The sequence below is a fragment of the Enterococcus sp. AZ035 genome, from assembly GCF_050548325.1.
GTDB lineage: Bacteria > Bacillota > Bacilli > Lactobacillales > Enterococcaceae > Enterococcus > Enterococcus faecalis.
The window spans coordinates 2,309,814-2,324,907 of sequence record NZ_CP172958.1 but is presented as its reverse complement, the minus strand read 5'-3'; the positions used below and the strand labels follow the sequence as shown (position 1 = coordinate 2,324,907).

The 15,094-nt window shown below is 37.9% G+C and carries 15 protein-coding genes; 12 read left to right on the top strand and 3 right to left on the bottom strand.

The window, feature by feature from the left end; genetic code table 11:
* Positions 1-21: 21 nt before the first annotated feature.
* Positions 22-720, top strand: coding sequence for a RadC family protein (radC, locus tag IGL32_RS11125; RefSeq protein ID WP_002381162.1), 699 nt, complete (start codon positions 22-24; stop codon positions 718-720).
* Positions 721-873: 153 nt separating this feature from the next.
* Entirely contained in the window at positions 874-1,074 is a 201-nt protein-coding gene (locus tag IGL32_RS11120) for a cold-shock protein (RefSeq protein ID WP_002355121.1), read from the top strand.
* 105 nt (positions 1,075-1,179) lie between these two features.
* Here the strand turns inward: IGL32_RS11120 and rnjA are convergent, their stop codons facing one another.
* The 3 genes from rnjA to IGL32_RS11105 all read right to left on the bottom strand — a co-directional run bounded on the left by rnjA (position 1,180) and on the right by IGL32_RS11105 (position 3,771).
* Positions 1,180-2,865, bottom strand: a complete 1,686-nt coding sequence (gene rnjA / locus IGL32_RS11115; RefSeq protein WP_002355122.1) for a ribonuclease J1 — start codon at positions 2,863-2,865, stop codon at positions 1,180-1,182.
* A 1-nt stretch (position 2,866) separates the two neighbouring features.
* Positions 2,867-3,079, bottom strand: coding sequence for a DNA-directed RNA polymerase subunit epsilon (locus IGL32_RS11110; protein ID WP_002355123.1), 213 nt, complete (start codon positions 3,077-3,079; stop codon positions 2,867-2,869).
* Positions 3,080-3,384: 305 nt separating this feature from the next.
* Positions 3,385-3,771, bottom strand: coding sequence for a YbaN family protein (locus tag IGL32_RS11105; protein ID WP_002355126.1), 387 nt, complete (start codon positions 3,769-3,771; stop codon positions 3,385-3,387).
* Between the two features lie 228 nt (positions 3,772-3,999).
* Between IGL32_RS11105 and efrA the strand changes: the two genes are divergently transcribed.
* From efrA to IGL32_RS11055, 10 genes are all read left to right on the top strand, one after another.
* Entirely contained in the window at positions 4,000-5,727 is a 1,728-nt protein-coding gene (gene efrA / locus IGL32_RS11100) for a multidrug efflux ABC transporter subunit EfrA (protein WP_010818536.1), read from the top strand.
* Entirely contained in the window at positions 5,724-7,493 is a 1,770-nt protein-coding gene (gene efrB / locus IGL32_RS11095) for a multidrug efflux ABC transporter subunit EfrB (RefSeq protein ID WP_108120202.1), read from the top strand. Before efrA ends, efrB begins: the two co-directional genes overlap by 4 nt.
* Positions 7,494-7,735: 242 nt before the next feature.
* Positions 7,736-8,227, top strand: a complete 492-nt coding sequence (locus IGL32_RS11090) for a gamma carbonic anhydrase family protein (RefSeq protein ID WP_002367316.1) — start codon at positions 7,736-7,738, stop codon at positions 8,225-8,227.
* A 13-nt stretch (positions 8,228-8,240) separates the two neighbouring features.
* Entirely contained in the window at positions 8,241-9,392 is a 1,152-nt protein-coding gene (gene wecB / locus IGL32_RS11085; RefSeq protein WP_025188780.1) for a non-hydrolyzing UDP-N-acetylglucosamine 2-epimerase, read from the top strand.
* Positions 9,393-9,465: 73 nt separating this feature from the next.
* Entirely contained in the window at positions 9,466-10,143 is a 678-nt protein-coding gene (locus IGL32_RS11080; protein ID WP_025186686.1) for an HAD family hydrolase, read from the top strand.
* Between the two features lie 207 nt (positions 10,144-10,350).
* Positions 10,351-11,736: an endolytic transglycosylase MltG gene (mltG, locus tag IGL32_RS11075; RefSeq protein WP_002375722.1), complete on the top strand. Its 1,386-nt coding sequence runs from the start codon at positions 10,351-10,353 to the stop codon at positions 11,734-11,736.
* A gap of 260 nt (positions 11,737-11,996) precedes the next feature.
* Complete coding sequence (gene greA / locus IGL32_RS11070) at positions 11,997-12,476, top strand: transcription elongation factor GreA (protein WP_002355133.1); 480 nt, start codon at positions 11,997-11,999, stop codon at positions 12,474-12,476.
* 150 nt (positions 12,477-12,626) lie between these two features.
* Positions 12,627-13,358: a cell wall-active antibiotics response protein LiaF gene (gene liaF / locus IGL32_RS11065; protein ID WP_002381168.1), complete on the top strand. Its 732-nt coding sequence runs from the start codon at positions 12,627-12,629 to the stop codon at positions 13,356-13,358.
* Positions 13,355-14,458, top strand: a complete 1,104-nt coding sequence (locus IGL32_RS11060) for a sensor histidine kinase (protein ID WP_002365182.1) — start codon at positions 13,355-13,357, stop codon at positions 14,456-14,458. Before liaF ends, IGL32_RS11060 begins: the two co-directional genes overlap by 4 nt.
* Positions 14,433-15,065, top strand: coding sequence for a response regulator (locus IGL32_RS11055; RefSeq protein ID WP_002355137.1), 633 nt, complete (start codon positions 14,433-14,435; stop codon positions 15,063-15,065). The genes IGL32_RS11060 and IGL32_RS11055 overlap by 26 nt, the downstream gene beginning before the upstream one ends.
* Positions 15,066-15,094: the final 29 nt, after the last annotated feature.

Sequence of the window (15,094 nt, the reverse complement as noted above, 5' to 3'; positions counted from 1 at the left end):
ACTAGCAAAGGAGGTTTTTTTATGCAAGTATCGGATCTGTTTATTCGCGAGATGCCGAGTGATTGTTTACCACGAGAACGGCTCTTAGCGATAGGAGAAAAAGCATTATCGAATCAAGAGTTGTTGGCGATTCTGTTACGAACTGGCTCAAAAGAAGCAGACGTGATGACTGTTGCCGCAACGCTATTAAAACAGTTTAAGCAACTTTCTTATTTGCAGCAAGCTACGTTGAACGAGTTAATGGCTATTAAAGGCATTGGCCAAGTGAAAGCCATTGAATTACGTGCGGCCATTGAATTAGGGTGTCGAATTTATCAAAGTAGTCAAATCAAATTTGGCAAAGTTATGTCCAGTCAACAAGTCGCTCAACGATTACTCCAAGAGATGAAGGGGCTGCAACAAGAACATTTAATTTGTATTTACTTGAATACCAAGAATGACATTATCCAACAGAAAACGATTTTCAAAGGATCACTGAATCAAAGTATTGCTCATCCACGCGAAATTTTTCGGGAAGCGGTTAAATATTCTTCTGCTCGCATACTATTAGCTCATAATCATCCATCTGGCAATCCGACACCGTCTCCACAAGATATTCAATTTACCAAACGAATGGAAGAATGTGGCGAAATGATGGGGATTCAATTGTTGGATCATATTATTGTTGGTGATAGCGGATACATTAGTTTGAGAGAAGAGAATTTTTTTGCTTCAGAATGAGGACAATTCTTGCAAAAATATTTTATCACGTGTAAAATGAAAGGGTAATCTTGTTTGGAATTATGTAGACTTTTTAAATTTTTTTAAATATTCTATTGGAAGCGAGCAAAGTTACGACTATTTATGTGCAAATGCACGAGGAGGAACAAAAGAATGGAACAAGGAACAGTAAAATGGTTTAACGCAGAAAAAGGTTTTGGGTTTATCTCACGCGAAGACGGAAGCGACGTATTCGTACACTTCTCAGCTATCCAAGGTGATGGTTTCAAAACTTTAGAAGAAGGTCAAGCAGTGACTTTTGATGTTGAAGATTCAGACCGTGGCCCTCAAGCAGTTAACGTAGAAAAAAACTAATAAAAAATAATCCAAAAACACCTAACATGCGTTAGGTGTTTTTTTGTTAGAAAAAATAGAGAAGAAAAATGGACAAACATTTTTCTTCTCTATTAAATGAGAGCTTTATTGATCACTAACTGTGGCAGTCATAATCATTGGCAGAATCATTGGATGACGTTCTGTTTGTTCAAACAAGAAAGGCTGTAAAGCGGTCGTCATGGCTTCGCCTAATTTTGCTTCGGTACAGTTTTTATCTTTCATTGCTTCACGTAGAGCATTGAATAAAAGACGTTGGCCTTCATGAATCATATCACCAGACTCACGCATGTAGACAAAACCACGGGAAAGAATGTCTGGACCAGCCATAATTTCTTTATTTTTAATATCAACTGTTGCTACCGCTAAAACTAAACCTTCTTCAGATAAGATACGACGATCCCGTAAAACAACATTCCCGATATCACCGACACCATTTCCATCAACGTACACGTCATTAGCGTTGAAGTGACCAGCAGGACGTGCGCTATCAGCCGTTAAAGCTAAGACATCGCCGTTGCCCATGATAAAGCAATTTTCTTCAGGAACCCCTGTATCTTGAGCGAGCGAAGCATGGATTTTTAACATTCTAAATTCACCATGAACAGGCATGAAATATTTAGGCTTCATCAAACGAAGCATTAATTTTTGCTCTTCTTGTCCACCGTGACCAGAAGTATGGATATTATTGATTTTTCCGTGGATAACTTCCGCACCGGCTTCAGATAATAAGTTGATTAAACGGTTAACACTTGTCGTATTCCCAGGAATTGGTGAGCTTGAGAAAACAACCGTATCGCCTGGTTGAATACTAATTTGGCGGTGTGTACCGTTAGCAATCCGACTAAGCGCGGCCATAGGTTCTCCTTGAGAGCCAGTACATAAAATCATTGTTTCATTTGCTGGCAATTGGTTCAGTTCCGCCGCATCGACAAACGTTCCTTTTGGCACTTTGATGTAGCCTAAGCGTTCGCCATTGACAATGGCATTTTCCATGCTACGACCAAAAACAGCAATTTTGCGACCGGTTTTCACAGCTGCGTCAGCAGCTTGTTGTAAACGGAAAATGTTTGAAGCAAAACTGGCAAAGATAATCCGACCATCAATTTTTTCAAAGATTTTTAAAATAGAGGTCCCAATTGTTTTTTCGGATTTTGTAAAGGTGGGTATTTCAGCATTGGTACTATCCGAAAGAAGACAAAGGACGCCTTCTTCACCTAATTTTGCCATTCTGTGTAAGTTGGCTGGCTCGCCAACGGGTGTAAAGTCAAACTTAAAGTCACCTGTTGCGACAATGTTACCAGAAGGCGTTTTAACCACAACGCCCAAGGCATCAGGAATACTGTGAGTCGTCCGGAAAAAGCTAATCGCTGTTTTTCTAAAACGAATCACCGTATCTTCATTAATTTCGTGTAATTCCGCTTCTCGCAATAAACCATGTTCATCTAGTTTGTTGGTAATTAAAGCCAAGGCTAGTGGTCCCGCATAGATTGGAATATTCGCTTGACGTAAAAGATAAGGAACGCCACCAATATGGTCTTCATGACCGTGGGTAATAACGAGTGCTTTGACTTTATGCAAATTTTGAACGATGTAGCTATAATCTGGAATCACGTAGTCAATCCCAAGTAAATCATCTTCTGGGAATTTGATCCCAGCATCAATAATGATAATTTCATCTTGGAATTGTACCCCATATGTGTTTTTTCCAATTTCGCCTAAACCACCGATTGCAAAAACGCCAGTTTCGTTATTTTTTATGTTTACTTTCATGTTAAAACTCCGTTAGAGTGAAGTCCGCATGTTCTTGCTCGTAAGCAAGATGTTTTTCGTCTAATAATTGAACGTATTCAATATTGTATGGGGTATTTTCTTCAACTAATTGGCGCACGATTACATCGCTATCGGCTTCCATGTAAAGAGATTTTGTGTCTTCTCTTTTTGGGTTTCTGATTTTTGTTTCTTGATAGTATACTTTGTAAATCATCGATTCATTTCTCCTTCAGCTACTAATAGTAGCAATTTATAGTTTTTTTCATTTTAAGACAGAAAATTAAACACAACAAAACGAGGTGCTGATCACCTAAAAAAGAATGCTCATCAAAAACATCTGTTAATGATGAAATGAAGCCTCGACTTTGCTTCATTCTGGGTATTTGATTTTATGTGTTCTTTTTTCAACCGTCCCGTGTGTTGTGAATAACAACAATTAAGCTTATTTTATCATAGAATGATAAGGAAGTATAGAAACACTCACTGGACTTTTAAAAAAAACAAACTTCTTGTTTCACCTTATTCTTGATCAAGTTCGAGTGCCTTTTTTTTAGGACGCCAATACCAACTTAAGCCAATCACGTGAGCTAAATAAACAATCGCTAAAGTCGTAGTCATCAACGTATTTCGGACAATTAAACACGGAATGGCAAATAAAAGAAACATGGAAATAAATAGTTTCCATTTACCTTTACGAGTAATTTTTTTCTCGAAGAAGGCTTCTTGGATATATTTTTGATAATAAGAAGAAGCTAAAAATTTGTTATAAAGTTTATCTGAACTACGCATCCAAAAAAAGGCCGTTAATAAATAAAAACCAGTGGTGGGTAAAAGCGGCAAAAAGATTCCTAACGTGCCTAAAGCAAACGTACAGGAACCGAGAAAAATGAAGAATAATTTTTTCATTCAAAGGGTCCTTTCAGTTTTTCCCAATTATGGCACAATCAAAAGGAAGTAGCAATTTTAATCGTATAAGTAAATCATTAAAATTATCTATTTTTTAGAAAATCTAAAAGAGAAAGGATAGAAAGAGAAAGGCTGTTTTTTCTAGCCAGACAGCTTGTATTACCGATTTCTTTTTGATACAGTGGGAGTACTAGAAAATTTAAAGTAAGATAAGAAGGAGATGATTAATTGAAGTTAATGTGGCGTTACACAATGCGTTATAAGAAATTACTTTTCGCTGATTTTATTTGTGTGTTTGGTTTTATTTTGATTGAATTAGGCTTGCCGACCATTTTAGCACGAATGATTGACAAAGGAATTATTCCTAGAGATATGGACTATATTTATCAGCAAGGGATTTGGATGGTTGTAATTACGATTATTGGTGTCGCAATGAATATTTTGCTGGGGTACTTTGGTGCCAGAATTACAACAAACATTGTTCGTGATATTCGTGATGATTTATTTGAAAAGATTCAAACTTTCTCACACAGTGAATATGAAAGTATTGGGGTTTCTTCCTTAATTACGCGAACTACCAATGATGCATACCAAATTATGCTCTTCATGGGAAATATTTTACGTCTTGGCTTTATGACGCCAGTGATGTTTATTGCCAGTCTTTACATGGTGATGCGGACGAGTCCGTCGTTAGGAATGTACGTTTTAGGTGCCTTGCCTTTTCTACTGCTAGCCGTTGTCGGGATTGCTCGTTTGTCAGAACCGTTATCTAAAAAGCAACAAAAGAACTTAGATGGAATCAACGGGATTTTAAGAGAAAATCTTTCTGGATTGCGGGTAATACGCGCATTTGTTAATGAAAAATTTGAAGAATCTCGTTTTAATAAAGTCAATGAAACTTACACTAAAAGTTCAAAAAGTCTGTTTCGTTTAATGGCAGCAGCCCAACCAGGGTTCTTTTTCTTATTTAATATTGTGATGGTCTTAATCATTTGGAGCGGGACTGTTCAAATCAGCCATGGGGATTTAGAAGTTGGGAATTTAATTGCTTTTATTGAATATATTTTCCATGCGCTGTTCTCGTTTATGTTATTTGCCAGTGTCTTTATGATGTATCCGCGGGCTGCGGTTTCGGCTTCACGGATTCAAGAAGCCTTAGACATGGAACCAGCTATTCGTGAAGAAGAAGGCGTAACAGAAACAGCTACTAAAGGCTATCTAGAGTTTAAAAATGTAACCTTTGCCTATCCTGGACATGCGGAAAGCCCAGTCATCCGCAATGTAAGTTTTAAGGCGTCACCTGGTGAAACAGTGGCCTTTATTGGGAGCACAGGTAGTGGGAAATCAACATTAATTCAATTGATTCCACGGTTTTATGATGTATCAGAAGGTGAAATTTTAATCGATGGAGTGAACGTAAAAGAGTACCAACTTAGTGCATTACGCAATAAGATTGGCTATATTCCACAAAAAGCGTTACTTTTTACTGGTACAATTGCTGATAATCTTCGCTACGGTAAGGAAGATGCGACGTTAGAAGAAATGGAACGAGCAATTGACATTGCTCAAGCTACAGAATTTGTTTCACAAAAACCGCAAGGCTATGATGAACCTCTTTCAGAAGGTGGCACGAACTTTTCTGGTGGTCAAAAACAACGTTTAGCTATCGCACGGGCGATTATTCGCAATCCGGAAATTTATATATTTGATGATAGTTTTTCTGCGTTAGATTATCAAACAGATGCAAATTTACGAGCGCGTCTGAAAAAAGAAACAACAGAATCCACTGTTTTAATTGTGGCACAACGTGTTGGAACAATTATGCATGCGGACCGCATTGTTGTTTTAAACGAAGGCGACGTGGTCGGAATTGGCACACATCGTGAATTACTTGAGACTTGTCCAATTTACTATGATATTGCGGCTTCTCAATTGTCAGAGGAGGAATTAGCATGAAACACGCCTTTTCTTCTATGAAACGAATCGGTCGCTATATTAAACCGTACCGAGTGACGTTTTATTTAGTTATTTTATTTACAATATTAACCGTTGCCTTTAATGCAGCGTTGCCTTATTTGACTGGATTACCAACGACAGAAATTAGCCGTAATATTGCGGCCGGTGAATCAATCAATTTTGATTATGTAATCCAATGTTTAATTTGGATTTTAGTTGTGGGAACAGGTTATTGTGTGGCACAATTTTTGTCAGGCTTTTTAATGACGAATGTCGTTCAACAATCCATGCGCGATTTACGTCGCGATATTGAAGAAAAAATCAATCGTTTGCCAGTTTCTTATTTTGATAAGAACCAACAAGGAAATATTTTGTCACGGGTGACGAACGATGTGGATGCTGTCAGCAATGCGATGCAACAAAGTTTTATTAATATTGTTTCGGCAGTCTTAGGGATTGTGATGGCGGTAGTGATGATGTTCTTGATCAATCCGCTGATGGCGATTTTTTCAGTGATTATGATTCCGTTGTCTCTGATTATTTCCAAAACAATTGTTAAAATCTCCCAGAAATATTTCCAAGGAATGCAAAATTCTTTAGGAGACTTAAATGGTTATGTCCAAGAAAATATGACTGGGTTCAGTGTCTTAAAACTATATGGTCGGGAAAAAGAAACCCTTGAAGGCTTTAAACAAGTCAATCATCGATTAAATGGTTTTGGTTTCAAAGCATCCTTTATCTCAGGATTAATGTTGCCATTGGTTCAGATGACCGCTTATGGGACCTATATCGGGGTAGCTGTCCTTGGTAGTTACTATGTGGTTGCTGGTGTGATTGTAGTGGGGCAATTACAAGCGTTTATTCAATATATTTGGCAAATTAGCCAACCAATGGGGAATATTACGCAGTTGTCTGCAGCTTTACAAAGCGCTTCAGCTTCGACCATGCGGATTTTTGAAATCCTAGATGAACCAGAAGAAGAACTTAACGAACAAGATGTTCCTTTACCAGAACCTATTTTAGGCTCTGTTGAATTTGAAAATGTCAGCTTTAGTTATGACCCAGAAAAACCGTTAATTCGTAATTTGAACTTTAAAGTTGATGCGGGCCAAATGGTTGCGATTGTGGGACCAACTGGCGCTGGGAAAACAACCTTAATCAACTTACTGATGCGTTTTTATGATGTAACAGAAGGCGCCATTAAAATTGATGGTATTGACACGAAAAAAATGAACCGTAGTGATGTCCGATCTGTATTTGGAATGGTATTGCAAGATGCTTGGTTGTATAAAGGTACCATTGCAGATAACATTCGTTTTGGGAAGTTAGATGCCACGGATTATGAAGTTGTCGATGCAGCGAAAACGGCCAATGTGGATCACTTCATTCGGACAATGCCAGACGGGTATGAAATGGAAATCAATTCTGAGGGAGATAACGTTTCCCTTGGTCAAAAACAATTGTTGACCATTGCCCGAGCGGTAATTTCTGATCCGAAAATTTTGATTTTAGATGAGGCGACTAGTTCAGTCGATACACGCTTGGAAGCCTTAATTCAAAAAGCAATGGATCGTGTTATGGAAGGACGAACGAGTTTCGTTATTGCCCACCGTCTATCAACTATTCGTGAAGCTGATTTAATTCTTGTTATGAAACAAGGAGAAATCATTGAAAAAGGTACGCATCATGAGTTGCTGGAACAAGGTGGCTTCTATGAAAAACTATACAATAGTCAATTTGCTGAAGAAGGCGACTATGAGGAATAAAAAGAGGTCGGGACAGAAGCGTTTAACTCCGAGAAATAAGAAGGAATTTCCGAAAATTGTTCTGTAATTTTTGGAGAATTCCGGCTTATTTCCTAAGGAGTTGCTTTTGTTCCCGCCGTTTATCAGTTTTTGAGCGTGGAGCAAAAATCCAAAGTGATTTTTGTCCCACGCTCTTTTCTTGTCTTTTTTACTATGAAAGTGAGGAATTCTTGTCTATACTTAATGAAAAGAGGTGACAGGGTTTGAAAAAAGAGTATTTTATTGCTGCTAGTGCAGATGTCTATGGAAACGTACAACTAGCAAAGGATAGTAATATTTGGTTTCAGTCGGTCTTAAGAGGTGACAGTAACACAATTACCATTGGTGAAGGTAGTAATATTCAAGATGGCACGATTATTCATGTTGATGAAGATGCCCCGACAATTGTAGGCAAGTATGTAACGGTGGGCCATCAATGCATGTTACACGGTTGTAAAATCGGTGATGGTGCTTTGATTGGCATGGGTTCAACGATTCTAAATAATGCTATTATTGGAGAAAACAGCCTGATTGGTGCGGGTTCTTTAGTGACGGAAGGCAAAATTATCCCGCCAAATGTTTTAGCATTTGGTCGACCCGCGAAGGTTATCCGTCCGTTAACGGCAGCAGAAATAGCCAGTAATCATACGAACGCCTTACATTACGTTCAACGAGCAGAAGAATTTCGCCAACAAAAATACCCGAAACTAACATAGAATTAGGAGGAAAATGATGAAGAAAATTAAAGTAATGACGGTTTTTGGAACACGGCCAGAAGCGATCAAAATGGCGCCCTTAATCAAAGTTTTAGAAGAGCAAAGTCAAGGATTTGACTCTGTAGTAGTCGTAACAGCGCAACATCGCCAAATGTTGGATCAAGTGTTAGAAGATTTTCAAATTACACCGAATCATGATTTAAATATCATGAAAGATGGGCAAACCTTAACAGATATTACAAGTCGTGTTTTGAATTTATTAACTGAGGTTCTTGTGACAGAACAGCCGGATATTGTCTTGGTTCATGGCGATACAACCACGTCATTTGCGGCTGCATTGGCTGCTTTTTATCAACAGATTCCGGTGGGACATGTGGAAGCAGGATTACGGACCTGGCAAAAATATTCTCCGTTTCCGGAAGAAATGAATCGTCAACTGGTAGATGTGTTAACGGATATTTATTTTGCCCCAACCACTCAAAGTAAGGACAATTTAATCAAAGAAAATCATCCAGAAGAACATATTTATGTGACTGGCAATACAGCGATTGACGCGATGGCGTACACCGTTGATGCCCACTATCAAAATGATTTATTGGAAAAAATCCCTACAGACCAACGCATCGTGCTAATTACAATGCATCGTCGTGAAAATTTAGGCCTGCCAATGGCAAATGTGTTTAAAGCTGTTCGTCGACTTGTAATGGAACATCCAGAAATTGAAGTCATTTTCCCTATGCACAAAAATCCCAAAGTCCGTGAAATAGTAGCGGAACATTTAGGTGAATTAGCTCGTGTGCATTTAATTGAACCATTGGATGTCAAAGATTTTCAAAATTTTGCAGCGAAAAGTGCGTTAATTTTAACTGATTCTGGTGGTGTGCAAGAAGAAGCTCCTTCCTTAGGTGTGCCAGTTTTAGTTTTACGAGATACAACGGAACGTCCAGAAGGCGTAGCGGCAGGAACATTGAAATTGGTTGGTACAGACGAACAAGTAGTCTATCAAGAGGCGAAAACATTATTGACTAATTCTGATGCTTACCACGCGATGGCGCATGCACAAAATCCGTATGGGGATGGTCAAGCTAGCCGCCGAATCGTTGAAGCCATTGCCTATGAAATGCAGCAATCAGATAAAAAACCAGATACGTTTACAGCAAAATAAATAAAAAGGCAGAGAAGCGCTGAAAAGGTGCTTCTTTTGCGTATCTTATTTTGAAGAATCAATTAGACAAAAAATGCTAGAAAGTAGTGAAGTGAAGATGTATCAAACGATTTTATTTGATTTAGATGGCACAATTACGGATTCTGGTAGCGGCATTATGCGTTCTATTTTATACGCAACAGAACAATTAGGCTGGCCAGCTCCTAGCGAGGAGACGTTACGTTCTTTCATAGGGCCGCCTCTATATGAGTCGTTTTTGCACATGGCGCCTTCAGCTGAAGCAGCGCAACAAGCCGTGGGTCATTATCGAGTGTATTATCAGAGAAAAGGTATGTTTGAAAACCATGTGTATCCAGGGATTCCAGAAGTGTTAACAAGGTTAAAGGAAGCGGGAGCAAAGTTATACATTGCGACTTCCAAGCCAGAAGAATTTGCTAAAAAGATTATTACTCATTTTGATTTAGATCGTTATTTTACAGGCATCTATGGAGCGAGTATGGACGGTTATCGTTCTAAAAAAGCAGATGTGATTCAGTATGCATTAACGGAAGCTCAATTAGACCCAACCAAAGAAGCGATTATCATGGTTGGTGATCGCAACCATGACATTCTTGGTGCTCAACAAAATGGCTTAGATAGTATAGGTGTCTTGTATGGATTTGGTGAAGAAACAGAATTACAAGAGGCGGGAGCGACATTCCTAGTACAATCGCCTAAAGACTTAGGTGCTATTTTGCTACAAAATTCTTAATAGAAAATGGATTTTCGATAAATTTAGGAGGATTTTAAGATTTATTATCGTTTCAATAGAAAAGCGCCATCATAGGCTTTAAACGTTGTCAATGATGAATTTTTTATCGGGGAATGACGGTCTTTTTATTAAAAACATTTAATTTTAAAGAGGTTTCATGTATAATAGTTTCAGTCATAAACGATAGAATAGTAAGGAGGGTTAGTTTTGGCTAATGATAACCAAAATAACCAAGATCCCAAATCTTCGCTTAGAGATCAAGTAACTGGGTCTTTAAAAGGTAGAAATGATGGCGATCAACCTGATTCCTCTGAAAAAAATGATAGGTCTCCCCAACCTTCATCTGATGAATCACAAGAAACAGCGAGCCGCACAACACAAACACGTGCAGGTTCTAGAGCTGCTCGAAGACGTGGGAAAGACAAGACAACACAGACAGTCGAAGAGCCAACCCCGATTGAAACAGACGAAAAGCCAACAAATACAAAAAAACAAACACGTAAAAAAGAAGATCGTTTAGTCGGTCGTATCGTGTTAATTGTAGTTTCTGTATTGGTTTTAATGATGGCAATCTTTGGGTTTACTTTTTATAAATATGTAGACGCTGGGCTACAACCACTAGACAAGAACAATAAGAAGCTTGTTCAAGTGCATATCCCAGAAGGATCTTCTAATAAGCAAATTGCTGCGGTTTTAGAAGAAAGCAACGTCATTAAAAGCGGAATGGTTTTTAACTACTACGTAAAATTTAAAAACTTAACAGATTTTCAAGCGGGCTATTATCAAATGTCTCCAAGCATGACACTCGATGAAATTGGTGAAATGCTAAAAGAAGGAGGCACGCCAGAACCAACTAAAATTGCAGATGGCAAAGTAACGATTCCTGAAGGCTACGATATAGATAAAATTGGCGAAGCTATTGAAAAAAATACAGATTTCAAGAAAGCAGATTTCATTGCATTAATGAAAAACGAAGACTTCTTCAATCAAATGAAAGCTAAGTATCCTGATTTACTTGAAAGTGCTGCAACTGCAGAAGGTGTTCGTTATCGCTTAGAAGGCTATTTGTTCCCGGCAACTTATGATTACTACAAAAAAGCAACACTTCCTGAATTTGTCGAACAAATGATTGCTAAAATGAACACAGTAATGGAACAATATACGCCGACAATTCATGCAAAGAATTTAACCAATCAGCAAGTCTTAACGTTAGCTTCATTGGTTGAAAAAGAAGGAGTCAAAGAAGCAGACCGCAAACAAATTGCGCAAGTATTCTTTAACCGCTTGGCTGCCGATATGCCAATCCAATCAGATATTTCTATTTTGTATGCTCTAGGAGAACACAAAGAAACTGTAACGTATGCTGACTTGGAAGTGGACTCGTCTTATAACTTGTATAAAAATACTGGTTATGGACCAGGACCATTAGATAGCCCAAGTGAGGAGTCAATTAAAGCAGTCTTGAATCCGACACCAAGTGACTATTTATACTTTGTAGCAGATATTTCTACAGGAAAAGTCTACTTCTCAAAAACATATGAAGAACATCAAGTATTAGTAGATCAGTATGTCAATAATTCAAGTAGTGAATAAAATGAAAACATAAAAGAGCTTGGTGAATCAATTTTGTATGATTCACCAAGCTTTTAGATACTCAAAAAGTAATCTGTTTAGCAGAGGGAAAGAGTAGCAACTAGAAATTTATATAAATAAAATTTAGCAAAATCACAAAAATTCAATAATTATATTTACAATTTAGAAAAAGCGTGGTACTCTTTTGTGGATTGAAAGCGGAATTTTTTTCAATAACCAACCAAGAACTACGTATCGTTAAGCGAAAAAGGAGAATTAACATGGTAGAAAAAGTATATCCAATGACTCTTGAAGGAAAAGAAAAATTAGAACAAGAGCTAGAAGAATTAAAAACAATTAAACGTAAAGAAATCGTAGAGCGTATTAAAATCGCTCGTAGCTTTGGGGATCTTTCAGAGAACTCAGAGTATGAATCAGCTAAAGATGAACAAGCTTTCGTTGAAGGACGTATTACAACGTTAGAAAATATGATTCGTTTTGCAGAAATTATCGACAATGATGGCGTGGACCAAGACGAAGTTTCCATCGGTAAAACAGTTACTTTCCAAGAATTGCCTGATGGAGAAGAAGAGGAATACACAATCGTAGGAAGTGCCGAAGCCGATCCATTTTCTGGTAAAATTTCTAACGATTCACCGATTGCGCAAGCCTTAATTGGTAAACAATTAGGCGATCAAGTGATTATTGCAACCCCTGGTGGCGACATGACAGTTAAAATTACAAAAGTTGAAGCAAACTAAATAATTGAGTAGGGCAGGCAGCTTCCAAGGCCTGTCCTTTCGCAATCTATGACATTTAGGGCTAAAGTCCTATGGTAACCTGAGGCGCAAACCACTATGATTAAATAAAATAAACGAGTAAAATAAATGACAGAGGGAGGAGGCAAATCTATGAATAACCCTTGGCGCTTTTTTATCGTCGCAGAAGCATTACTTTTTATTCTGGCGTTATGGCAAATTGTACATAATCCTGGATTAGCTGTTTTATTAACAATTGGCGTTTTACTTGTGGCCTATGTTTCCAGGAAAGCATCTAAAACACATTTTAACAACTTTCAATTCGTCCTCGGCGTTGTTTTTATTGTCATTGGTGCAATGAACAGCACGGCTGTTTGGTTTATGTTGATTTTTGGCGTACTCTTTATCGGCTTAAAAGGCTTTGAGATCTCAGGCGTGGATATAGCTGAGCGAGCACCTTGGCGTAAAAAACAAATGATTATGGTGGAGACGGCGGCAAAAGAACCTAAAAATGGCAAACGATTTAAACGCCGCTGGTTTGCCAACGAACGCATTGGTAACAATATCTATGAATGGGACGACATCAATATTGATTTAATCTCTGGGGACACCATTATTGATTTAGGTAATACGCTACTACCGAAAGAAGACAATATTATTATTATTCGTAAAGGTTTTGGCCGCACGCGAATTCTAGTGCCGTTAGGTGTAGCTATTTTGTTAGAACATTCAACTTTTTACGGAACGGTACGTTTTGAAGAAGAAAAATATCAATTGAAAAACGAATCATTAAAAATTTACAGCAATGATTATGATACCAATCTTCGTCGTTTGAAAATTATGACGAACACTTTAGTAGGAGATGTTGAGGTGATCCGTGTATGACCGATCGGATTTCAAGACGCATGATTTCATTATATGCGTCCCTTAGCACCTTTATTGTTATCTTAATTACATTGTTTTCATATTTTCATTCGATTAAACAAAACCGGTGGCTATTAGAGCTTCTTCAGAGAAAAGTCTTTTATCTACCACTAATTGTGCACATTGTTCTCATATCCTTACTAATAGGCTTATTGACCTTTTTACTGATTTCATTGGTTCAAAAAGGGCAATATGGACGGATTGAAGAAAAACTTCGGTTATTGGCCAACGGTAATTATGAAAGTCCAGTCTTAAACAAACCAACGACCAGTGAAAATCAAGACCATTATCTAACCGAAGTCGAACAAGATATTTGGTCGATTAAAAATAAATTATTAGAGATGTCTAAAGAATTGCAATTATTAAACAGTCGACCGCAATTAATGGATGGGCAAACAAAAGAAGAGATTTTAGAGAACGAGCGGCATCGTTTGGCGCGGGAGTTGCATGATTCAGTCAGTCAACAACTTTTTGCAGCCATGATGATGTTGTCTGCCTTAAATGAACAAGCACAACGAACAGAAACCCCGGAACCATATCGTAAACAACTAGCCATGGTGGCAGAAATCATTAATGCCTCTCAATCGGAAATGCGCGCGCTACTATTGCACTTGCGTCCTATCAGTCTAGAAGGAAAAAGTTTGCGTAAAGGTATTGAACAATTACTGAAAGAACTACAAACAAAAATTAAAATTGAATTGATTTGGGATGTTGAAGATGTTCATTTAAATAGCAGCATTGAGGATCATCTTTTCCGAATTGTGCAGGAGTTACTTTCAAATACCTTAAGACATGCCAAAGCAAAGGAATTAGAGGTATACTTACACCAAGTCGATAAAAACGTGTTATTGCGTATTGTTGATGATGGTGTCGGCTTTGATATGAAGGAACAAAGTAATAAAGCCGGTAGTTATGGCTTAAATAATATTCGAGAACGTGTTGTCGGCATGGGCGGTACAGTTAAAATTATTAGTTTTAAAGGGCAGGGAACCAGCGTTGAAATTAAAGTTCCTGTCATAAAGGAGGAAACTGCAAGTGATCAAAGTAATGTTAGTGGATGACCATGAAATGGTCCGTTTAGGCGTTTCATCATATTTATCTATTCAAGAGGATATAGAAGTCGTAGGCGAAGCAGAAAATGGTAAGATTGGCTATGAAAAAGCATTGGAACTACGTCCAGATGTTATTTTGATGGATTTGGTAATGGAAGAAATGGACGGCATTGATTCAACAAAAGCGATCTTGAAAGATTGGCCAGAAGCCAAGATTATTATTGTGACGAGTTTTATTGATGATGAAAAAGTGTATCCGGCGATTGAAGCTGGTGCAGCGGGCTACCTATTAAAAACATCAACAGCACATGAGATTGCTGATGCAATTCGGGCGACTTATCGCGGAGAGCGTGTGTTGGAACCTGAAGTGACACATAAGATGATGGAACGGTTAACAAAAAAACAAGAGCCGGTGTTGCACGAAGATTTGACAAACCGGGAACACGAAATTTTAATGTTGATTGCACAAGGTAAAAGTAATCAGGAAATAGCTGATGAACTCTTTATCACTTTGAAAACAGTTAAAACACATGTTTCAAACATTTTAGCAAAACTAGATGTGGATGATCGGACCCAAGCGGCGATTTATGCTTTTCAACATGGTTTAGCCAAATAAATATCAGATAAATCCATAAATAAATTCTA

What these genes read in the sequence shown, in the direction of transcription:
- radC (WP_002381162.1), top strand. Translation starts at nt 22, where the DNA reads ATGCAAGTATCGGATCTGTTTATTCGCGAGATGCCGAGTGATTGTTTA.
- IGL32_RS11120 (WP_002355121.1), top strand. Translation starts at nt 874, where the DNA reads ATGGAACAAGGAACAGTAAAATGGTTTAACGCAGAAAAAGGTTTTGGG.
- rnjA (WP_002355122.1), bottom strand. Translation starts at nt 2,865, where the DNA reads ATGAAAGTAAACATAAAAAATAACGAAACTGGCGTTTTTGCAATCGGT.
- IGL32_RS11110 (WP_002355123.1), bottom strand. Translation starts at nt 3,079, where the DNA reads ATGATTTACAAAGTATACTATCAAGAAACAAAAATCAGAAACCCAAAA.
- IGL32_RS11105 (WP_002355126.1), bottom strand. Translation starts at nt 3,771, where the DNA reads ATGAAAAAATTATTCTTCATTTTTCTCGGTTCCTGTACGTTTGCTTTA.
- efrB (WP_108120202.1), top strand. Translation starts at nt 5,724, where the DNA reads ATGAAACACGCCTTTTCTTCTATGAAACGAATCGGTCGCTATATTAAA.
- wecB (WP_025188780.1), top strand. Translation starts at nt 8,241, where the DNA reads ATGATGAAGAAAATTAAAGTAATGACGGTTTTTGGAACACGGCCAGAA.
- IGL32_RS11080 (WP_025186686.1), top strand. Translation starts at nt 9,466, where the DNA reads ATGCTAGAAAGTAGTGAAGTGAAGATGTATCAAACGATTTTATTTGAT.
- greA (WP_002355133.1), top strand. Translation starts at nt 11,997, where the DNA reads ATGGTAGAAAAAGTATATCCAATGACTCTTGAAGGAAAAGAAAAATTA.
- liaF (WP_002381168.1), top strand. Translation starts at nt 12,627, where the DNA reads ATGAATAACCCTTGGCGCTTTTTTATCGTCGCAGAAGCATTACTTTTT.
- IGL32_RS11060 (WP_002365182.1), top strand. Translation starts at nt 13,355, where the DNA reads ATGACCGATCGGATTTCAAGACGCATGATTTCATTATATGCGTCCCTT.